At 74.2% G+C, this 21,642-nt stretch carries 12 protein-coding genes; 5 read left to right on the forward strand and 7 right to left on the reverse strand.

The window, feature by feature from the left end; genetic code table 11:
- Nucleotides 1–20: 20 nt before the first annotated feature.
- Nucleotides 21–1,682 carry an AMP-binding protein gene (locus AC3EVP_RS22180; RefSeq protein WP_435132142.1) on the reverse strand — a complete coding sequence of 554 codons (1,662 nt, stop codon included), beginning with the start codon at nucleotides 1,680–1,682 and terminating at the stop codon, nucleotides 21–23.
- Nucleotides 1,679–3,361, reverse strand: coding sequence for an AMP-binding protein (locus AC3EVP_RS22185; protein ID WP_435132145.1), 1,683 nt, complete (start codon nucleotides 3,359–3,361; stop codon nucleotides 1,679–1,681). The genes AC3EVP_RS22180 and AC3EVP_RS22185 overlap by 4 nt, the downstream gene beginning before the upstream one ends.
- 86 nt (nucleotides 3,362–3,447) lie before the next feature.
- Here AC3EVP_RS22185 and AC3EVP_RS22190 point away from each other — a divergent pair, with 86 nt between their 5' ends.
- The 4 genes from AC3EVP_RS22190 (at nucleotide 3,448) to AC3EVP_RS22205 (ending at nucleotide 8,132) form a co-directional block, all read left to right on the forward strand.
- Nucleotides 3,448–4,329 carry a helix-turn-helix transcriptional regulator gene (locus AC3EVP_RS22190; RefSeq protein ID WP_335979673.1) on the forward strand — a complete coding sequence of 294 codons (882 nt, stop codon included), beginning with the start codon at nucleotides 3,448–3,450 and terminating at the stop codon, nucleotides 4,327–4,329.
- A gap of 113 nt (nucleotides 4,330–4,442) precedes the next feature.
- On the forward strand, nucleotides 4,443–5,189 hold the full coding sequence (locus AC3EVP_RS22195; RefSeq protein ID WP_435132148.1) for a LysE family translocator: 747 nt from the start codon (nucleotides 4,443–4,445) through the stop codon (nucleotides 5,187–5,189).
- 262 nt (nucleotides 5,190–5,451) lie between these two features.
- Nucleotides 5,452–6,993, forward strand: coding sequence for an MFS transporter (locus AC3EVP_RS22200; RefSeq protein ID WP_335979677.1), 1,542 nt, complete (start codon nucleotides 5,452–5,454; stop codon nucleotides 6,991–6,993).
- 755 nt (nucleotides 6,994–7,748) lie between these two features.
- Nucleotides 7,749–8,132 (forward strand): SAV_915 family protein, encoded by a 384-nt coding sequence (locus AC3EVP_RS22205; RefSeq protein ID WP_435132151.1) that lies wholly within the window; start codon nucleotides 7,749–7,751, stop codon nucleotides 8,130–8,132.
- Between the two features lie 61 nt (nucleotides 8,133–8,193).
- Here AC3EVP_RS22205 and AC3EVP_RS22210 read toward each other — a convergent pair whose 3' ends face one another.
- From AC3EVP_RS22210 to AC3EVP_RS22220, 3 genes are all read right to left on the reverse strand, one after another.
- On the reverse strand, nucleotides 8,194–12,327 hold the full coding sequence (locus tag AC3EVP_RS22210; RefSeq protein ID WP_435132319.1) for a beta-galactosidase: 4,134 nt from the start codon (nucleotides 12,325–12,327) through the stop codon (nucleotides 8,194–8,196).
- A gap of 232 nt (nucleotides 12,328–12,559) precedes the next feature.
- Nucleotides 12,560–14,536 (reverse strand): sigma-70 family RNA polymerase sigma factor, encoded by a 1,977-nt coding sequence (locus AC3EVP_RS22215; RefSeq protein ID WP_435132153.1) that lies wholly within the window; start codon nucleotides 14,534–14,536, stop codon nucleotides 12,560–12,562.
- 371 nt (nucleotides 14,537–14,907) lie between these two features.
- Nucleotides 14,908–16,671: a DUF4132 domain-containing protein gene (locus tag AC3EVP_RS22220; RefSeq protein ID WP_435132156.1), complete on the reverse strand. Its 1,764-nt coding sequence runs from the start codon at nucleotides 16,669–16,671 to the stop codon at nucleotides 14,908–14,910.
- Nucleotides 16,672–16,832: 161 nt separating this feature from the next.
- On the opposite strand from AC3EVP_RS22220, the gene AC3EVP_RS22225 reads away from it, so the two are divergent.
- Nucleotides 16,833–17,939 carry a winged helix DNA-binding domain-containing protein gene (locus tag AC3EVP_RS22225; protein ID WP_435132158.1) on the forward strand — a complete coding sequence of 369 codons (1,107 nt, stop codon included), beginning with the start codon at nucleotides 16,833–16,835 and terminating at the stop codon, nucleotides 17,937–17,939.
- Between the two features lie 54 nt (nucleotides 17,940–17,993).
- Here the strand turns inward: AC3EVP_RS22225 and AC3EVP_RS22230 are convergent, their stop codons facing one another.
- Both AC3EVP_RS22230 and pucD read right to left on the reverse strand, forming a co-directional pair.
- Nucleotides 17,994–19,118 carry an XdhC family protein gene (locus tag AC3EVP_RS22230; protein ID WP_435132161.1) on the reverse strand — a complete coding sequence of 375 codons (1,125 nt, stop codon included), beginning with the start codon at nucleotides 19,116–19,118 and terminating at the stop codon, nucleotides 17,994–17,996.
- Between the two features lie 88 nt (nucleotides 19,119–19,206).
- Nucleotides 19,207–21,642 carry a xanthine dehydrogenase subunit D gene (gene pucD / locus AC3EVP_RS22235; RefSeq protein WP_435132164.1) on the reverse strand — a complete coding sequence of 812 codons (2,436 nt, stop codon included), beginning with the start codon at nucleotides 21,640–21,642 and terminating at the stop codon, nucleotides 19,207–19,209.

Genomic DNA, 21,642 nt, shown 5'->3' on the forward strand with positions numbered 1-21,642 from the left:
GGTGCGGCGCGGCTGAGGTATCACTGGTGCGCCGCCGGGGGCGCGGTGAACTCCTCGCGCAGCTGCACCTTGCGCACCTTGCCGCTGACCGTCATCGGGAACGCGTCGAGCACCCGCAGGTGGCGCGGCACCTTGTAGTGCGCGAGCCGCCCGGCGCAGAAGCCGGCGATCTCGTCGAGGGTGGGCGGGTCGGCCGGGTCGCGCGGTATCACGCAGGCGAGGACCTCCTCGCCGTAGCGCGCGTCGGGTACGCCGACCACCTGCACGTCGGAGACCTTCGGGTGGGTGTAGAGGAACTCCTCGACCTCGCGCGGGTAGACGTTCTCGCCGCCGCGGATGATCACGTCCTTGATCCGGCCCACGACGGCGACGTAGCCGTCCTCCCGCATCACCGCGAGGTCGCCGGTGTGCATCCAGCGCCCCTCGTCCACGGCTTCGGCGGTGCGTTGCGGCTCGTCCCAGTACCCGAGCATCACCGAGTAGCCCCGGGTGCACAGCTCACCCGGGGTGCCGCGGGGAAGGGTGATGCCCGAGGAAGGGTCCACGACCTTCACCTCCAGGTGCGGCAGGACCCGGCCGACCGTCTCGGTGCGGTGTTCCAGGTCGTCGTCCCGGCGGGTCTGGGTGGACACCGGCGAGGTCTCGGTCATGCCGTAGCAGATCGACACCTCGGCCATGTGCATCTCCGACATCACCCGCTTCATCACCTCGGTCGGGCACGGCGAGCCGGCCATGATCCCGGTGCGCAGCGAACTGAGGTCGTAGGAGGCGAAGTCGGGCAGGCCCAGCTCGGCGATGAACATCGTGGGCACCCCGTAGAGCGAGGTGCAGCGCTCCTGTTCGACCGCGCGCAGGGTCGCGGCCGGGTCGAAGACCGGGGCGGGGATCACGATGCACGCCGCGTGCGAGGTGATGCCGAGGTTGCCCATCACCATGCCGAAGCAGTGGTAGAAGGGCACCGGCAGGCAGACCCGGTCCTGTTCGGTGTAGCCGACCGTGCCGCCCACGAAGTAGCCGTTGTTGAGGATGTTGTGGTGGGAGAGGGTGGCGCCCTTGGGGAAGCCGGTGGTGCCGGAGGTGTACTGGATGTTGACCGGTTCGTCGCAGCTGAGCGACGCCTCCCGCACGGCGAGGAAGTCGGCGGGCAGGTCGGCGCCGGCGGCCATCAGCTCCGCCCACTGCGGGTCGCCGATGTGCACCACCTCGCGCAACCGCGGGCAGTCGGCGCGGACTTCGGCGGCCATCGCCCGGTAGTCGCTGGTGCGGTACTCGGTGGAGGCGATCAGCACCTCGACGCCGGACTGCCCCAGCACGAACGCCAACTCGTGCAGCCGGTAGGAGGGGTTGATGTTCACCATGATCGCGCCGAGCCGGGCGGTGGCGTACTGCACCAGCACCCACTCCGGGCAGTTGACCGCCCAGATGCCGACCCGGTCGCCCTTGTCCACGCCGTGTGCGGCCAGGCCCCGGGCCAGCGCGTCCACGTCGCGGCCGAACTCGCGGTAGGTCCAGCGCCGGCCGCCGGCGACGTCCACCAGCGCGTCGCGGTCGGGGTGCGCGGCCAGCGCCCGGTCGAGGTTGCGCCCTATCGTGTCGCCGAGCAGCGGTGTGCCGCCGGTGCCGTGGGCGTACGACGGCTGGGCGGGCGTGGTGTCGGCGACGGGCGTGTCGGTGTCGCTCACCGGTGGTCCTCCTCGCGGTATTCGCGGCTGCCGTCGCGTGCGGTCGCCTCGCGCAGCTCGATCCGGCGGATCTTGCCCGAGACGGTCTTGGGCAGGTCGGCGAACTCCAGCCGCCGCACCCGTTTGTAGGGGGCGAGCACCGCGCGGGAGTGCGCGAAGATCGCCTTGGCGGTCTCGCCGTCCGCCGCCCAGCCGGCCGCGAGCACCACGTACGCCTTGGGCACCGACAGCCGCAGGTCGTCGGGGGCGGGCACCACCGCGGCCTCGGCGACGGCCTCGTGCTCCAGCAGCGCGCTCTCCAGCTCGAACGGCGAGATCTTGTAGTCCGAGGACTTGAAGACGTCGTCGCTTCGGCCCACGTACGTGATGTAGCCGTCCGCGTCGCGGTGGCCGATGTCGCCGGTGTGGTAGTAGCCGCCGGCCATCGCCTCGGCGGTGCGCTCCTCGTCGCCCGCGTAGCCGGTCATCAGGCCGACCGGGCGGGTGGACAGGTCGAGGCAGATCTCGCCGTCGTCGCCGGGCTCGCCGGTCTGCGGGTCGACCAGGGCCACCGCGTACCCGGGGGTGGGCCGGCCCATCGAGCCGGCCTTCACCAGTTGCCCGGGCGGGTTGGCGACCTGCACGGCGGTCTCGGTCTGCCCGAAGCCGTCCCGGATCACCACGCCCCACAGCCGGCGGACGTGCTCGATCACCTCGGGGTTGAGCGGTTCGCCGGCCGCGACGGCCTCCCGCGGCGGGTTCGCCAGCGCCCGCAGGTCGGCCTGGATGAGCATCCGCCACACCGTGGGCGGCGCGCAGAAGCTGGTCACCTCGGCCCGGTCCATCTCGGCCATCAGCCGGGCCGCGTCGAACCGGGTGTAGTTGTGCACGAAGACCGTCGCCTCGGCGTTCCACGGCGCGAACAGGCTGGACCAGGCGTGCTTGGCCCAGCCCGGCGAGGAGATGTTCAGGTGCACGTCGCCCGGGCGCAGCCCGATCCAGTACATGGTGGACAGGTGCCCGACCGGGTACGACAGGTGGGTGTGCTGGACGAGCTTGGGCCGGGCGGTGGTGCCGGAGGTGAAGTACAGCATCAGCGGGTCGTCGCCGCGGGTCGGCCCGTCGGGCAGGAAGAGCGGGTCGGCGCGGTAGCCGTCCTCGAAGGCGTGCCAGCCCTCGGGGGCGCCGCCGACCGCGATCCGCGTGTAGTCGCCGGGCACGTCGGCGAACTTGGCGGTGTCGGCGGCGCGGACCACCGCGTGCCGGGCCCGGCCGCGGTCGATCCGGTCGCGCAGGTCGGCGGGGCCGAGCAGCGGGGTGGCCGGGATGGCGACCGCCCGCAGCTTCATCAGCGCCAGCGCGGTCTCCCACTGCTCGGTCTGGTTCCCGAGCATGACCAGCACCCGGTCGCCGGCGCGTACGCCGCGTTCGCGCAGCCAGTTCGCCACCCGGTCGGTCCGGGCGGACATCTCGCGGAACGTGGTGCGCGCCTGGCTGCCGTCCTCCTCGACGATCCACAGCGCGGGGCGGTCGGCGCGCGCGGGATCGGCGGCGATCTCGTCGAACCAGTCCAGCGCCCAGTTGAAGCGGTCCGGCCGCGGCGCGGTGTAGCCGTCGTACGCGGCCCGGTAGTCCGTGCGGTGCCGCAGCAGGAAGTCCCGGGCCTCCCGGAAGGTTCCGGTCGCGTCCGATGCCGCCATGTGTCCTCCTCGTCGACGGACCCCTGAGTAGCATCGTCGGGTAGTGACGTGGGTCTCACTACCCCCGTAAGGGGGTGAGGGGGTGAATGCGGGTGAACGGACGCGGCGAGTCGGTCGAGGTGCGTGCTGCGCTGCTGCGGATGCGCAGGTCGGGGCTGCTTCCGGTGTCGTTCGGCGGGCTGGTGCCGGGCGGCGGCGGGCTGCCGGCCGGGTACGGGGCGCGGCAGTTCCGGATCAGCGAGCTGGCGGGCACGGCCACCGAGTCGCTGCGCGGCCTCGCGATCACCACCGGCAACGGCCTGGGCGGCAAGACGCTGGCGATGGGCCGCCCGTACGCGGTCACCGAGTACCGCGAGTCGCGGGTGATCAGCCACGAGTACGACGCGGCGGTGGCCAGTGAGGGCCTGCGGTCGGTGCTCGCGGTGCCGATCGTGGTGCAGCGGCGGGTGCGCGGGGTGCTCTACGGGGCGCTGCGGCAGCCGTTCGCGCTGGGCGACCGGCCGCTGAACGTGGCGGTGGACGCGGCGCGGGAGCTGGAACAGGCGCTGGTGATAAGGGACGAGGCGCAGCGGCTGCTGTCCCTCGCGCAGGCGCCGGTGTCCGCGGACCCGCGGGCGTGGGAGGAAGTGCGGGAGGCGCACGCGGAGTTGCGGGCGCTGGCGGGGAAGGTGCCGGACCCGCGCCTGCGGGACGAGCTGCTGGGGGCGTGCACCCGGCTCGCGGCGGCCGGCGCGGCGCCGCCGGCCGCGCGGACCGGGCCGGCGCCCGGCGCCCCCCGGTTGACCCCGCGCGAACTCGACGTCCTCAGTGCGATCTCCTCCGGCGCGACGAACGCGGCGGCTGCCGCCCGGTTGCGGCTGCGGCCGGAGACCGTCAAGAGCTATCTGCGCTCCGCGATGCGCAAACTGGGCGCGCACACCCGCCTGGAAGCGGTGGTCGCCGCGCGGCGCGCGGGCCTCCTGCCGTAAGGGCGGCGCGTACTTCCCCCGCGGCGGGGGAAGCGGGCGGCCGCGACCCCGAAAACCCACCGGACGCGGCGCCGCTGACGGCCTACGCTCACGCGGAAGGCCCCCTGCCCTGAATGGAGTTCGCCGTGTCCGTCGACCGTCTGCTCGGCTTCGCCGGGATATCCCTGGTGCTGGTGCTGATCCCCGGCCCCAGTGTGCTGTTCGTCCTCGGCCGGGCACTGGCGCACGGCCGCCGCACCGCGCTCGGCAGCGTCGTGGGCAACGCGATCGGCGCGTACCTGCTGGCGGCGGCCGTGTCGCTGGGCCTGGGCGAGGTGATGGCGACCTCGGCGGCGGTCTTCACGGGCGTGAAGCTGGTGGGCGCGGTCTACCTGGTCTTCCTGGGCGTCAAGGCGTGGCGCCACCGCGCGGACCTGGCGACGGCGACGGCGACGGCCGTGCCGCAGGCGGGCGCGGAGCCGGAACCGGGCGCGGAGCCGGAACCGGGCGCGGGCGCGGCTGCCGGTGTGCAGGCCGGTGCGGCGAGGGTGCCGGGGCGGGCCCGCAGTGACGCGCGCACCCTGTGGGAGGGCTTCGTCGTGGGCGTGACGAACCCGAAGACCTGCATCTTCTTCGCCGCTGTGCTCCCGCAGTTCGTGAACCGGGAGGCGGGCGGCGTGCACGAGCAGATGCTGCTGCTCGGGCTGGTCTTCACCGTGCTCGCCCTGGTCTGCGACAGCGCGTGGGCGCTGACCGCGTCGGCGGCCCGCACCTGGTTCGCCCGCTCGCCGCGCCGCATGGCGGCCATCGGCGGCACTGGGGGCCTGGCGATGATCGGGCTGGGCGTGGCGGTCGCGGCGACCGGCCGCGCGGACTCCTGAGCCGTACGCCGCAGAGCCGCGCCCAGGGCACGGCGGCGAGCCCGGGGCCCGGCGGAGCGCACAGCACGCTGACAGTCAGACGCCGCGGCTCCGGGCCGGGGTTGAGCCGGGAAGCTGTGAGCAGTCGCACACCCCGGCAGGCAGCGAAACGTTTGCGTTTCGATATTTCGCGTCGTACGGTCGATCGAGTACGTCAGAGTACGAAACCGTTTCGTTCCTCCTCGCGGTTCGCCGCCCGTCCCTCTTCCAGGAGTCACTTGCCATGTCGACTCATTCCCCGGCCGACCTGAACGTCGGCGACCCGGCACCGGGCAGCCCGGTCGCCCTGGACAAGCCGACTCCAGGGGCACCCTCGTCACACCGCTGGTGGGTCCTCGCGGTGATCGCGATCGCGCAGCTCATGGTGGTGCTCGACGCGACCGTCGTCAACATCGCGCTGCCCTCCGCGCAGGAGGCGCTCCACTTCAGCGACGGCAACCGCCAGTGGATCGTCACCGCCTACTCGCTGTCCTTCGGCAGCCTGCTGCTGCTCGGCGGCCGGCTCGCGGACCTGATCGGCCGGAAGATCGTCTTCCTCACCGGTGTCGTCGGCTTCGCCGCCGCCTCCGCACTGGCCGGCGCCGCCCCGAACTTCGCGGTGCTGGTCAGCGGCCGCGCCCTCCAGGGCCTGTTCGGCGCCCTGCTCGCCCCGGCCGCCCTGGCCCTGCTGAACACCACGTTCACCGACGCCAAGGAGCGCGCCAAGGCGTTCGGCATCTACGGCGCCATCGCCGGCGCGGGCGGCGGCATCGGCCTGCTGCTCGGCGGCGTGCTCACCGAGCACCTCAGCTGGCGCTGGACGCTCTACGTCAACCTGATCTTCGCCGTCGTCGCCTTCTTCGGCGGCATGGCGCTGCTCCGCAAGGGCGCCCCGGCGATCCGCCCGCGGCTGGACGTGCCCGGCACCGTCCTGGTCACCACCGGCCTGTTCAGCGTCGTCTACGGCTTCTCCAACGCCGACAGCCACGACTGGGGCTCCCCGCTGACCTGGGGCTTCCTCGCCCTGGGCGTGGTACTGCTGGCCGCCTTCAGCTGGTCGCAGACCCGCGCCGCGCACCCGCTGCTGCCGCTGCGTGTGGTGCTCGACCGCAACCGCGGCGCGTCGTTCGCCATCCTCGGTATCGCCGGTATCGGGATGTTCGGCGTCTTCCTCTTCCTGACCTACTACCTCCAGCTGTCGCTGCACTACACCCCGGTGAAGACCGGTCTGGGCTTCCTGCCGATGATCGGCTCGCTGATGGTCGCCGCCCAGCTCGCGACGAACACGCTGCTGCCGAAGTTCGGCCCGCGGCCGATCGTGCCGGTGGGCATGGCCTTGGGCGCGGTCGGCATGGCCTGGCTCACCCAGCTCGACCTGAGCAGCACCTACGCGGCGAACGTCCTGCCGCCGCTGATCGTGATCGGCTTCGGTATCGGCCTGGCGATGCCGACCGTGATGAGCGTGGCCACCTCCGGAGTGCGCGCCGACGACGCCGGTGTCGCCTCCGCGGCGGTCAACACCATGCAGCAGGTCGGCGGCTCGATCGGCACCGCGCTGCTGAACACGCTGGCCGCCAGCGCCGCGACCGCCTACGTCACGGACCACGCGACCAGCAACCCGCCGAGCAACCTGGTCCTGGCCCACGCCCAGCTGCACAGCTACTCGACGGCCTACTGGTGGTCCGCGGCGTTCTTCGCGGCCGGCACCGTGCTCGCGGCGCTGATGTTCCGCAGCGGCCGCGCGGACCTGTCGACCGAAGGCGACGCCGTGGCCGTGCACATGTAGCCGCGGCACCCCCGACACCCCGGCGCGAACCGAGCGGAAGCAGCCGGGGAAGCCGGGGGGCCGACGACCGGGTCATCGTGGGGACGGGACACCCGGCCGCCGAGCCCCCCGACGCCGACCACCGCCCCGCCCGTGCGGCACCCCCGTGCGCACCGCCGGGGCGGTGGCCTGCTCATACGGCTACGGCCCCGCCCCTGCCTCACGTAGAGGCGGGGCGGGGCCGTATCCATAGGAGCGATCCCGGCGTACGGCGCTGAGCAGGCGCCCGCCACGTCCGGCTCCGGGGGCTGCCACGTACGGGGTGTGACGGCACCGCGAGAGCCGGGAGACCGCTCGGCCGCAGGTGCGGGCGGGCCGTGCCCACACTGCCGCCAGTCCACTTACGAGCGTCCACTCGTAACGCCAGCACCCTAATGAGGTGCCTGCGCCGCCGTCAAATACGTTGCCGGACCGCGGTGTTGCCCCGGCCGATCCGGCGTCCGGCAGCCCGCGGGGCGGACGGTCCGGACGCTCCGCGCAGTGACGTTGCGCACGTCCGACCCGTCACCGCCGAGCCGCGCAGTTCACCCGTTCGGACCGCCGCCGCCCACCGGGGCGGCCACGGGCGGCCGGCGCCGGCGGGTTCCTGCCTGGTCACCGGCCGTGGGCGCCCCCGGGTCGTACACCTGTCCGGCTCCACCCCGCCGCCCGTCCGCGCCGCCGGCGCCCGCCGGTCCGGCGGGGACGCGGCGGCCGCGCCGGGTTACCGTGAAGCCATGCACGTGAGCCAGCACCAGCCGTCCGTCGCCGGTGGCGCCGAGGAGTCCGACGGGGCGACCGGCCGAGCGCTCTACGTACCGATCCGGCGCGGTCCGGCCGGCGCCGTCGTACGGCTGTGGCGTACGCCCTTCGGCACCCGCACCGCGGTCGCCTTCACCACCGACCGGCGGCTGCGCTCGGTCCTCGGGCCGACCCAGCCCTGGATTCGGCTCTCGGAGTCCGCGCTGCGCCGCCTGGCCGAGCCGCTCGGCGCCCGGCACGTCACGATCGACCCGGTCCTCACCGCGCGGCCCCCGGCCTCCTGGGGCGCGCCCGACCCGGCCGGGCCGCGCACGGCGCCGCACTCCGCCCGCGGCACCCGCCCCGTCTCCCCCGCCTGACCCGGCACCCGGCGCCCCCGGGCCCGGCCCTGGGCGGGCCGGGCCGAGGGCCGGGCCCAGGTCAGGTGCAGGTCAGGGTCGGCGCTGCCCAGTCGCCGTGGTCGTTGCCGTTCCCGTCACCGGCGTCGCCCACCACCAGGTCGACCACTTCGGCGCCGGTGACGTCCACGTCGATCGGCACGGCTGCCTGCTTTCCGCGCAGGGTCGGCGTGGTGACCAGGGTCTTCCCGTCGGCGACCACCGAGAAGGTGACCGTGCCCGCACCGCCCGTCTCGTCGTCGACCCCGACGTCCGCGGTGAGGCGGGTGCAGCGGCCGGCGAGGTAGAGCTGCACGTCGCTGACCGCGTTGGTGCCCAGGCCCTTGGCGGAGGCGACGCCGTCGATGCTGATCGGACGGCCGTCCCCGGCCGCCTGCTCGCCGACGCTGGTGTCGCGCTCCACCGGCCCCCAGCCGTTGGTGGACGACAGGAACACCAGGTCGCTCACGGCGCTCGTCCCGGCCGGCGGGGCCGCCGGGACCGCGGCGACGACCCGCTCGTCGGAACTGGCCGCCTCGCGTCCGCGCTGGACGTAGTGCGTGGTGGCGGTGAGCACCGCGGCGGAGGGCAGGGTGCCGTCCGGCGGCCGGACCTGCCAGGTGACGGTCGCCGACCGGCCCGGCGCGAGGCGCGCGGGCAGCCCGGCGCCGACGGCCGTCGCGCTCCACCCGTCGGGCACACCCAGCGAGGCGGTGAGGCCCGTGGCCGCCGGCTGCCCGGCCGGCACGCGCACCGTCGTGGTGGCGGCGAACGCCGTACCGGACTTCACGTCGTCGGGCACGTCGAGCGCGGTGGTGAGGCCGGGGACGGCCGGCATCGCGTACTTCGCCGGGTCGTAGCCGGGGCTGGTGTTCTGCCGGACCTTCAGCGACGAGGCGTAGCTGCCGTAGTCGGTGAGCGCGACCTTGCCCAGGCCGCCGGTGCTGCCGTCCAGGTTCCACACCGCGATGGCGATGGAGTTGTCGCCGTCGGGGTTCAGGATGCCGTTCGGCACCGGGAACGAGTGCTGCGGGCCGAGGTAGTTGACGTAGTTGCCGACCTGCCAGCCGTTGACGAAGATCGTGGCGCGGTACTTGCGCGACGGGTCGTCGGTGAAGGTCAGCCCGAGCGAGGTGTCCTGGCCCTTGGGCAGGTTCAGCCGGGCGTCGGTGCGGTACCAGGAGACGCCGGGCCGGGTGTCGGTCGCCGGCAGGGTGGTGTTCGACCACGACGCGTCCGGGTAGCCCGGCAGCGACCAGCCGGCCCGCTCGCCGTAGAGGCCGCCGGTCGACAGGGTGCCGCGCACCGGGTCGATCAGGTCCTCCCCGCCCCGCACGCCCTGGAGCCGCCAGGTGACGGGGGTCAGCGGCGCGCCGATGAGGGCGGCGCTGGTCAGGCCGCGCGCGGACTTGTTGCCGTTGGACGAGTTGTAGTCCTCCTCGTGGCCCATGTTCACCGTCAGCACGGACACGACGTTGTCGCCGGTGGGTTTCAGCGCCCCGGCCGGGAAGGTGAAGTCGGCGCTGCCGGTGGTGGAGCTGCCGAGGAAGGTGCCGTTGAGCCAGGCGGAGAACGCCTGCGCCCCGCCGCCGGAGTCGGAGACCAGGTGGATGCCCTTCTCACCGTCGGCGGTGTGGAACCGGCCGCGGTACCAGGTGTTGCCGGTGTGGAAGCCGTAGTCGTCGGCGTAGAGCACCGGGAGCGAGGTGATACCGGAGGAGCTGGTGGTGGTCGACTTGTCGGCCGTCTGCCAGCTGGAGTCGTCGAAGCCGGGCGCCGACTCCGGGGACTCCTCGGCGTGCTTCCAGTTGGTCAGCTCCGGCAGCTTCACCGGGGCGGCGACGGGGATGGTGCCGCTGCGGCCGGCGGCGCCCGCGGTGGCCGTGGCGCCGCCCAGCGGGCGGCCGTTCCAGGTGACGCGGTCGGCGGAGGTGAAGACCTCGATGTCCTTGTCGTCGCCGTTGTCGCCGGTCAGGGCGACCGTGCGGCCGCCGTCCTGGCTGGTCGCGGTGCGCAGCAGGTGGCTGCCGCGGACCAGGACCGGCCCGGTGGCGGTGTCCTGCCGCCAGAAGGTCTCCGCGGTCGGCTTGTCGCCGACGAGCAGCAGGCTCGGCCGGGAGCCGCCGCCGCTGATGCCGATCCGGATCAGGCCCTGGTGCGTGTAGTTCAGCCGCAGGTCACCGGTGGCGGCGTCCCAGGTCGTGGTGACCTTGCCGCCGGTGCTGGTCACGGTCGGCCGGGAGGTGTAGCGCAGCACCGTCTCGCCGTCGCTGCCCGCGTCGCCGTACAGCACCGAGACGTCCCGGCCGCCGATGGTCGCGGTGGTCATGATCTCGGAGGTGGAGTACTGGAGCCGGGAGTCGCCGAGCCGGTAGTCGGCGACGATGACGTGCGAGTCGCGGCCGTCCAGGGTGATCGCGGTGCCGGGCTGCTGCGGGACCACCGGGTAGGTCGGCACGGCGGTGGCGGCGGTGGGCACGTCGATGGCGTCGATGGAGACGAAGTCGTCGGTGGAGCCCGCGGCGTGGCTGCCTGCCACCACGATCTTCAGCGTGTGCGCGCCGGCGGCCAGTCCCGTCTTCTGGAAGACCACCGCCTGGTTCTCGCTGCCGGAGTCGTCGACGGTCGCGACCTTGGCGCCGTCGAGGTAGACGTCGGCGTAGCCGTGGTTGTCGGTCTTCGACCCGATCCAGCGGACCGCGGTGCCGTCGAAGGGCACGGTGACCGAGTCGCCGGCGGTGCGGGAGAACGTCTCGGTGTTCTTGTAGTCGCCGCCGGTGTAGCTCTGGTTCGCCACGTGCGACCAGCTGCCGGTGTACTGAAGTGCGGAGTCGGGGTCGTCCCAGGTGTAGCTGGTGTCCGTGACGGGCTTGGCGTTGAAGTCCAGCGCGATGTGCGTGGTGTCGACGGCGGTGGACGTGGAGTCGGCGTGCCGCAGCACATGGAACTGGGTGCCGGTGTCGGGGTTGCGCCGGGCGGTGTCCACGACCGAGGTGTCGTCCGGTGGTGCGGCCTTGATCGGGTCGGTCTTCGTCAGCGGGGCCACGGACTGGGTGAAGTACCCGATGAGCTTGTCCTCGTCGTACTTCGGGTCGAGCTGGCGGGTCTCGCGGATCGCGGCGCCGTAGTCGTAGGAGGTGTAGTTCTCCGGTTCGCCGAGCCAGCCCCAGTTGGTGCCGCCGTAGGTCATGTAGAAGCTCTGGGCGGTGGCGCCGACGGCGATGTTCTGCTTGTAGAACACGTCGGCGAACTTGTCGTCGATGAGCTGGGCGCACTTGTCGTAGCCCGGGCCGCCCCACGGGTCGAAGGCGCCGCCCTGGAACTCCGGGGTGTAGAGCGGCTTTCCGGCCGGGTGGTCGTAGCTGATGTCGGGGACGCCGTTCCACTTCGCCGGGTTGGAGCAGTTGAAGCCCTGCGGGTAGGAGTCGGGGCCGTCCACGTCCAGGGCGCCGGTCCCGGAGTTGAAGGTGCCGTTGTTGTTGCCGGTGAGCGGCACCGTGATGCCGTCGGCGCGGGCCTTGTCCTCCAGGTGCTGCATGTAGGCGCGGGCCGTCGCGGACCCGTCGTAGTACTCGTTCTCGACCTGGTACGCGATGACCGTGCCGGTGCCGTTGGTGAGCTGGTGCCGGGCGAGGATGCGGTCGATCTGCGTCAGCCACTCGTCGGCGTACTTCAGGAACTGCGGGTCGTCCGTGCGGTTCTTCTCGTCCTTGGTGGTCAGCCAGCCGGGCAGCCCGCCGCCGTCGACCTCGGCGTTGATGTACGGCGCCGGGCGGGCGATCACGTAGAGGCCGGCCTGCTGCGCCATGTCGAGCAGCTTGTCGACGTCTCGCACGCCGGTGAAGTCGTACACGCCCGGCGCGGGCGAGTGGTAGCCCCAGTCGAAGTACAGGGAGGTGGCGTTGAACCCGGCGGCCTTCATCTTCTGGAAGATGTCCAGCCACAGGTCGGGGCTGGGCAGCCGGAAGTAGTGGAACTCGCCGGACCACAGGTAGGTGCGGGTGCCGTCGACGAGGAAGGAGTAGCCGTCGAAGGTGACGGTGTGGGGTGTCGCCGCGGCGCCCTTGGCAGCAGCGGGTACGGCGCCGGCGCGGTCGGCGCTCGCGGCGGCGGCCGTGTGCGCGGCTCCCGCCGCCATGGCGGGTGCGGTGGTGCCCGCGGACAGGGCGATCGCCATGGCCGCGGCGAGCCCGGCCCACCAGCGCCCTGTCCTGCGCCGCCCTGATCTGCCGGAACCTGCGTCGCCCGGGTGACTTCGCACTGCGGCCTCCACGCTCTCGGAAGAGTCAACTCCCAACAGAACCAACCGGAGTCGAACAATAAGAGCGGCTTCATGGCCGCACAATAGGCAGCACACAGGAACCCCTCGGGGCGGGCCGGGTGCGCGGGGGGTCAGCGGCGGGGCAGGGTCAGCGGGCGCGCTGGAACGCCCGGCCCTCGTCGGTGATGACGGGGCCGGTGTGGAACAGGCCGGTGCTGGGGGCGCCGTCCTTGGCCGGCAGGCCGAACCAGGCGTAGCGCTGGAGGTAGGGCAGGCCGTCGAGCATGGTCGTGGCGGCGGTCAGGAAGGCGGCCTGCTGCTGGTCGCTCGGGTAGCGCGCGCTGCCGCCGGAGAAGTCGGTGAGCGCGAACTCGGTGAGCCAGATCGGCTTGTGGTAGCGGTCGTGGACGGCCTGGAGGTAGGACTTCAGCTGGGCGACGGCGTCGGGCGTGGTGAAGTCCCCGCCGTACCAGTGCAGGGTGATGAAGTCGACGCGGTAGCCCTTCTGCCGCGCGCCGGTCATGAAGCGGTCCAGCCAGCCGCCGGCGGTGTCCGCGCCGTAGGCGACCGCCGGGCTGCCGAGCACTTTCCCGGCGGACTCCAGCTTCGGCCACAGCGCCAGGGCCTGGTCGACGGTCATGTTCGACTGGCCTGACATGTCGGGTTCGTTGAAGCCCAGCAGGTAGGGTCCGGCCGCCTTCGCCTGCGCCAGCGCCGTGGAGGTCGCGCTGTCCGCGCCCCAGATCATCGGGACGAAGCCGGGGCCGCTGATCCCGTCGTGGGCGGTGGACCAGGTGTAGTACCAGCTCGCGCCGGACCGGGCGAGCGCGGCGTCGACGCCGTCGAAGGTCCACACGCCCACGCCCTTGCGGGAGGACGTGGCGGGCGCGGCGGGCGGCGCCGCGGGAGCCGGGGCGCGGGTGGCGGCCTTCGGGGTGGGTGTACGGGTGGCGGGGGCGGTGGTCGTGGGGGTCGCCTTCGGCGGCGTGGTCGGTGCCGAGGTGGTGGGGGTGCGGGTCGCGGTGGCCCGCGCCGTGGTGGCGGCAGGGGCGGGCGCGGCGTGGGCGGCGGGCGCCGCCGAGTCGGTGGCCAGATGCACCGCGAGCAGGGCGCCCGCCGCGACGGCCGCGACCGCGGTGACGGCGGCGGCCGGGACGGCGACGGGCCCGTGCAGCAGGCGCGGCCGCAGCCGGTGGGCTCCCCGGTGCGCACCGCTCCGCTGTGGGGGGTGGGGGTGCGGAGCGGTGCGCTGGGTGGGGGGTGTGGGGGGTTCGGGGCTCGCGGGGGTCGCTGGGGCCGCGGGGGCTGTTGCGGGCAGCGGCGGCGGGCCGGCGTGCACAGCGGCGAGCGAGACCGGCAGCGGCAGCAGCGGCAGCCCGCTGAGCAGGCGCTCCATCGGCAGCAGCGCGGAGCCGGGCCGCCCGCACACCGGGCAGCGCCGGATGTGCCGGGCGAACCGCTTGCGCCACAGCGGGCTCGGCACGCCGTCCCAGGAGCCGGTCATCTCGCGCAGGTCCGGGCAGGGTTCGGCCGCGCCCAGCGCCCGCACCACGATCCGCGAGGTCTCCAGTTGCTCCTTCATCCGCTGGACCTTCACCGCGGCGTGCTGCCGGGTGAGCCCGAGCGCGTCGGCCAGTTCGGCCCGGCCGATGTCGCCGGTCTCCTCCAGCCACCACAGCGCCAGCAGCGTACGGTCGTCGTGGTCCAGCCAGCGGGTCGCCTCGGCGATCTCCCGGCGCTGGTCGGTCAGGCCCAGCCGCAGGATCGTCACCGACGCGAAGTCCGAGGCGGGGTCGGCCACCAGCTCGGCCGCGTCCAGGTCGGTCCGCTGGTGCCAGGACGCCTTCCTGGCCTGCTCCCGGTCGCGCACCTGCCGCACCGCGATCGCCACCAGCCAGGACCGGAAGGCCGCCGGGTCGCGCAGGTCCGCCAGGCCCCGCACCACCCGCAGCAGCGTCTCCTGCACCACGTCGTCCACGTCGTCGTGGCCGTCCAGCGCCCGGCCGACGATGTTGTAGACCAGCGGCAGACACTGCGCCACGAGCCGCTCCAGCGCCCGCTCGTCCCCGTCCCGCGCCGCGGACACCATCGCCGGGTCGGGCCCGCTCCGATCGCCTGCACGCATGCGTTCCGCCGTTCTGCTGTTCCGCTGGTCCGGTGTTCCGGTGTTCCGTCGTTGGACCGGGCTGGGTGCCCGCACCACAGGAGACCGCCACCGCCCGCCCCCGATAACAAAAACTTTCCCGCGCCCACGGTGAAAAGCCCGCCGCTCCCCCGGTGCCTGCGGCGGCACTCGACGTCAAGTCCGCTTGAGGCACGAGGCTGACCGGCATGGCGTCCGCCGGACCGGAGCGGGTGCTGCCCGGACCGTATCGTGCGTGGCCGGCCGGCCGGGCGTTCCGGCGGCCGATGCCGGTGTTCACGCGGCGGCTGGTGGTGACCGACGCGGCGCTGCGGGCCGTACCGCGGTGGGCGTTCGGCGGGAGGGGCGAAGGGTCAGGGGTGCGGCCGGAGTTGGGGGACGGGCTGGAGGAGGGCGCGGCGGGTCGCCGCCCGGGTCCAGGCGGCGGTCTCGGCCGCGTCGGCGCACGCGGGGTCCCAGAGGCGGACGGTGAGGTCGCCGGGGAGTTCGTGGACGCGGCCGCGCAGGTCGCGCAGCACCCACACGGTGGAGCGCTTGGGCCGTACCGGCATGCCGACGACGGGGCCGTTGGGGGTGTCGGCCTGCCAGACCAGCGCGCGGGTGAGCGGTTCGAAGAGCGGGTCGTCGAGGTGGGCGGCGATCCAGCGGGCCATGGGCCGGCCGGGGTCGGCGTGCCGCAGCTCGGCGAGCAGGCCCAGGTGGGCGGCCATGTCGGCGCGCAGGGCGGCGAGTTGGGTCTGCAAGGCGGTGTGCAGCGCCGGGTCGCCGTGGCGGATCTTCGACGGGGGGTGGGCCAGGTGGCGGCCGTGCGGGTTGCGGAACTCCAGCCGCACGTCTCCGTCGGCGCGGACCCGGAAGACGGCGGTGTACGGGCCGGCCGGCACCTGGAGCGTGCGGCGGCCGTCGGCCGGCGGCAGGTGCGCGAGGCGGGCCTTGGCCTCGGTGGCGGCGCGGACCGCCGAGGCGGGCGCGCCCGTCAGCAGGCGGCGGTGCCGGCCGGGCGCCGGGTCGCGGGCCAGCGCGGCGAGTGCGGCCAGGCCCCCGCGCAGGAAGAGCGCGGGGCCCGCGCCGCTCGGCCCGCGGTCCACCGCGAGCAGGGCCTCACCCAACTCCCGTACGGCCTCCGGGTCGTTGCTGACGCAGGCGGCCCAGGCGAGCCCGGCCAGCAGCCACCCGGTGCGCTCGCCGATCAGCCCGCGGTGGAGCTGTGCGGCGTGCTCGCAGTCGGCGGGCTCGCCACGGGCGGCCCGCAGCAACCGCCGTACGGCGCGGCGGGTTTCGGGCGAGTCGTGCAGCAACTCCCCCATGCCGCCGAGCCAGGTGTAGGAGGGCCGCACGCTCGTCACGCGGCTGAGCCGCTCCAGCAGGTCGAGCGCGGGCGGCCGGTAGAGGTCGGTGCCGAGCTCGCAGCGGGCCGCGGCGGCGAAGGGGTCGCCGTGCGGCAGGAGGGCGTCCACGTCGTAGGGCAGGCCGAGCAGGGCCCGCAGCCGGTCCAGGAAGGCGCCTGGCGCGGCCGGGTCGGACACCGGAGCCTCCGGTGCGCGGCCGTCGGCGGGTCCAGGGGCCTCGCCCGGGGTCCAGGCCGCGGTGCGGCAGCCCATCCGCACGGTGAGCGCGGTGCGCAGATACGACACGAACGGCGCGCGCGCCTGCTCGGGCAGCTCCTCCAGTGCGGCCAGCGGCAGTTGGAGGGAGCGCTCGCCGTCCGTCCAGGTGCCCGCCGGCCGCGGTCCCTGGAGGGTGCCGGACAGCGCGGCGCGGAACAGCTCGTGCACCTGCGCGGGCCGCCACCCGCACTGCGCCGCCGCGAGCGCCTGGCCGACGTACCACTCGGCGTCGGCCGCGCCCAGCCCGCCGCGCTCCTGCTGCAACCGCAGGGCGACACGGCGCCGTTCGTGCGCGGGCAGCCGGGCCACGAGCGCCGCGCAGTGGTCGAAGGGCGGCGCGCCGCCCTTCGCCCGGTCCGGCTGCCGCCGGTTCGCCCGCTCGTCCTTCCCGGCCGCCTTGAGCAGGGCGCGCGCTAGCCGGGCCGGCCGCAGCGGGTCCTGCGGCTTGCCGTGCAAGGTCCGCGGGAAGAGCCTTCCTTCGTACGGGAGTTCGCCGCGCCGCCAGATCACCGCTCGCCCTCGCCTTCGTCTCCGCCCGGGTCTTCCCCTTCGCCCGGGTCATCGCCCTCGCCCGGGTCTGCGCCTTCCCCTGTGCGCCCCGCTCCCGCATCCCCCGCGCCACACCGCCTCGCGGACCGTTTCCGTCCGCAAGCCCCCGTACCGTGGCGCCCATGGTCACCGAACCGGTCAGCCGGCGCACCCTCAACCGGACCCTCCTGTCCCGCCAACTCCTCCTGGAGCCGGCCGACATGGGCCCGGAGGACGTCGTCTCCCACCTGCTGGGCCTCCAGTCGCAGAACGCCTCCTCCGCCTATCCGGGGCTGTGGACCCGCCTGGCCGCCTTCGACTTCGCCGCGCTCGGCCGCCTGCTCACCGAACGCCGCGTCGTACGGCTCGCGTTGATGCGCGACACCGTGCATCTGGTGACGGCTGCGGACGCCCTGCGGTTGCGGCCCTGGCTGCAACCGGCCCTCGACCGCGGGCCGCGCTCCGCCCCCTGGGTCGCCGGGCTCACCGGGGTGGACCGGGCCGAGCTGATCGCCGCCGGGCGCTCGGCGCTGGCCGAACAGCCGCTCGGGCCTGGCGAGTTGAAGGAACTGCTCGGGCCGCGCTTCCCGGCCGCCGACCCCGCCTCGCTCGTCACCGCGCTGCGCTGCTGGGCGCCCCTGGTCCAGGTGCCGCCGCGCGGCGTGTGGGGGGTACCCGGCGGGCTGCGGTACGCCTTCGCCGACGACTGGCTCGGCGCACCGCTCGACGCCGACCCGGACCCGGCCGGTCTGGTGCGCCGCTACCTCGCGGCCTTCGGGCCCGCCGACGCGGCCGACATGCAGAAGTGGTCCGGGCGCACCGGCCTCAAGCAGCTCTTCACCGCACTCGACCTGCGCACCTACCGCACCGAGGACGGCCGGCTGCTGTACGACCTGCCCGACGCCGCGCTCACCGACCCCGACACGCCCGTCCCCGCCCGCTACGTCGCCGACTTCGACAACCTCCTGCTCTCGCACACCGACCGCACCCGCATCCTCGGCGACGTGCCCAAGTCCCGGGTCATCTCCGTCAACGGCCTGGTCAGCGGCACCGTCCTGGTGGACGGCTTCGTCGCCGGCACCTGGCGCTTCACCCGCGACAAGGCCACCGTCACGCTCGCCGTCACCCCCTTCGCACCGCTGCGCCCCGCCGACCGCGACACCCTGGAGGCCGCGGGCCTGCGCCTGCTCGCCGCCGCCCACGCCGCCACCCCGCCCGACCTGCGCACGGTCCGCTTCACCCCGGCGTAGGACGCGTCCGCGAAGCCCCCCGGGACGTCGCGGGCGCACCGCCTGGACGCCGGGTCAGGCCACCGCGTGGATGGGGCGGCCCGAGTCACGGAGGGGGCGGCCGGTGGCGCCGTAGCGCAGGGCGACGATCTCGGCGGCGATGGACAGCGCGGTCTCCTCGGGGGTGCGGGCGCCGAGGTCGAGGCCGATCGGGGAGCGCAGCCGGGCGAGGGCGGCTTCGGACAGCCCGGCCGCGCGGAGCCGGTCGAGCCGTTGGAGGTGGGTGCGGCGCGAGCCCATGGCGCCGACGTAGGCGAGCGGCAGGCGCAGCGCCCGCTCCAGCAGGGGCACGTCGAACTTCGCGTCATGGGTCAGGACGCACACCGCGGTGCGCGGGTCGATCCGCCCGGCGGCAGCCTCGGCGTCGAGGTAGCGGTGCGGCCACTCCACGACGACGCGGTCCGCGCCTGGGAAGCGCGGCGCGGTGGTGAACACCGGCCGGGCGTCGCACACGGTCACGTCGTACCCGAGGAACTTCCCGGCCCGCACCAGCGCGGCGGCGAAGTCGATCGCGCCGAAGACGAGCATCCGCGGCGGCGGCACGCTGGACTCGACCAGCAGCGTCAGCGGCCGCCCGCAGCGGCTGCCGTCGCGTCCGACGGCCACGGTGCCGGTGCGCCCGGCCGCGAGCATCGCGTGCGCCTGCCCGGCGGCCGTACGGTCCCGCGGCCCGTCGCCGAGGGTGCCGTCGTACGACCCGTCGGCGCGTACCAGCAGGGCGCGGCCGAGGAGTTCGGCCGGGCCGTCGGCGACCCGGACGAGCGCCGCGGCCCTTCCGGCGGCGGCGTCGGCCAGCGCGCGGGCGACCTCGGGCCGGGCGCGGGGGTCGATCCGCTGGACGAGGATGTCGATCTCGCCGCCGCAGCTCAGGCCGACGGCGAAGGCGTCCTCGTCGGAGTAGCCGAAGCGCTGCACCACGGTCGCCGGGCCCGCGCCGGACAGCGCGTCGCGGCACAGTTCGTAGACGGCGCCCTCGACGCACCCGCCGGAGACGCTACCGGCCGCGGCGCCCTCCTCGTCCACGGCGAGCGCGGCGCCGGGCTGCCGCGGGGCGCTGCCGCCGGTGGCGAGCACGGTCGCGACGGCGAACGGCCGCCCGCGCGCGCACCACCGGTGCAGTTCGGTCGCGAGGTCCAGCATGGCGGTCCGCCTCCTTGCTCAACTCGGGTTCACACAGCGGGACTCGGGGGCACGCGACTCCGGGGCCCGCGACTGCGGGCACGCGGGCTCAGGTGCCGGTGAGGTGCTCCGGCCGCACCGGTGTGCGGTTCAGCTCCAGCCCGGTCGCCTGCCGGATGGCGGCCAGCACCGCCGGGGTCGAGGACAGGGTGGGGGCCTCGCCGACGCCCCGCAGCCCGTACGGGGCGTGCTGGTCGGCGAGTTCGAGCACGTCGACGGGGATGGTGGGGGTGTCGAGGATGGTCGGGATCAGGTAGTCGGTGAAGGACGGGTTGCGGACCTTCGCCGTCCTCGGGTCGACCACGATCTCCTCCATGACGGCGATCCCGAGGCCCTGGGTGCTGCCGCCCTGGATCTGACCGGTCACCGACAGCGGGTTGATCGCCTTGCCGACGTCCTGCGCGCAGGCGAGTTCGACCACCTTGACCAGGCCGAGTTCGGTGTCCACCTCGACCACGGCCCGGTGCGCGGCGAAGCTGTACTGCACGTGCCCGTCGCCCTGCCCGGTGCGCAGGTCGAACGGCTGCGTCGGGCGGTGCCTGAACTCCCGTTCCAGGTCCACCGCTTCGCCCTCCAGCACGTCGGCGATGGCGGCCAGCACCTCGCCCCCGTCGGTCACCACGTGGCCGTCCTCCAGCAGCAACTCCGCGGTGGCCCACGCCGGATGGTGGGTGCCGAACCGGCGCCGGCCGATCTGGAGCACCTGTTCCCGTACCGCCTCGCAGGTGTGCTTGACCGCGCCGCCGGTCATGTACGTCTGCCGGGAGGCGGAGGTGGAGCCGGCCGAGCCGACGCGGGTGTCGGCGGGCTGGATCGTCACCTGGGTGACGCCGAGTTCGGAGCGGGCGATCTGCGCGTGCACGGTGACGCCGCCCTGCCCGACCTCGGCCATCGCGGTGTGCACGGTCGCGACCGCCTCACCGCCCACCGCCTCGATCCGCACCCGCGCGGTGGAGTAGTCGTCGAACCCCTCGGAGAAGCCGACGTTCTTGATGCCGACCGCGTAGCCGACGCCCCGCACGACGCCCTCGCCGTGCGTGGTGTTGGACAGGCCGCCGGGCAGCGCGCGGATGTCGGCGCCCTCGGTGGTGCGCCACTGCTGCTCGGGCGGCAGCGGCCGCGCCTTGACCCGGCGCAGCAGTTCGGCGACCGGCGCGGGCGAGTCGACGCGCTGCCCGGTCGGCATGAGCGTGCCCTGCCGCATGGCGTTGCGCTGCCGGAACTCCACCGGGTCCAGGCCGAGTTCGCCTGCGACCTTGTCCATCTGGGCCTCGTAGGCGAAGCACGCCTGGACCGCGCCGAAGCCGCGCATGGCGCCGCAGGGCGGGTTGTTGGTGTAGAGCGCGAGCGCCTCGATGTCCACGTCGTCCACCGCGTAGGGGCCGACCGACAGGGAGGCGGCGTTGCCGACGACGGCCGGGGAGGAGGAGGCGTAGGCGCCGCCGTCCAGCACGATCCGGCAGCGGACGTGGGTGAGCTTGCCGTCGCGGGTGGCGCCGTGCTCGTAGCTCAGCCGGGCCGGGTGCCGGTGCACATGGCCGAAGAACGACTCGAACCGGTTGTAGACGATCTTCACCGGGCGGCCGGTGCGCAGGGCCAGCAGGCAGCCGTGGATCTGCATCGACAGGTCCTCGCGGCCGCCGAAGGCCCCGCCGACCCCGGAGAGCGTCATGCGGACCTTGCGTTCGGGCAGGCCGAGCACCGGGGCGATCTGCCGCAGGTCGGAGTGGAGCCACTGGGTGGCCACGTACAGGTCGACGCCGCCGTCCTCGGCGGGTACCGCCAGACCCGACTCGGGGCCGAGGAACGCCTGGTCCTGCATGCCGAAGACGTACTCGCCGCGCACCACCACGTCGGCGCGGGCGGCCGCGGCGTCGGCGTCGCCGCGCACGATCGGCTGGCGGTGCACGATGTTGGGGTGCGGCACGTGCCCGCTGTGGTGGTCGTCGCGGTCCTCGTGCACCAGCACCGCGCCGGGCCCGGTCGCGGTCTCCTCGTCGGTGACCAGCGGCAGTTCCTCGTAGTCGACGCGGATCTTCGCGGCGGCCCGGCGGGCGGTCTCGGGGTGGTCGGCGGCCACCAGCGCGACCGGTTCGCCGTGGTGGCGGACCTTGCCGTGTGCGAGGACCGGGGTGTCGCGGATCTCCAGTCCGTAGTGGCGCACCTCGGTGGGCAGGTCGTCGTAGGTGAGGACGGCGTGGACGCCGGGGGTGGCCAGCGCCTCGGCGGTGTCGATGGCGAGGATCTTCGCGTGGGCGACGGTGCTGCGCAGGGTGTGGCCCCAGAGCATGTCCTCGTGCCACAGGTCGGAGGCGTACGCGAACTCGCCGGTGACCTTGAGGATGCCGTCGGGGCGCAGCGTGGACGCGCCGACGCCGCCCGCGGTGCCGGCGGCGCCCTGGGTGAGGCTGGTCGGCGCCCGGTCGGGGGTGCGGGGCCGGTCGGGGGTACGGGAGTGCGCCGGGGACTGCCGTCGTTCGTCCAT

It is taken from the genome of Actinacidiphila sp. bgisy144 (genome assembly GCF_057708105.1).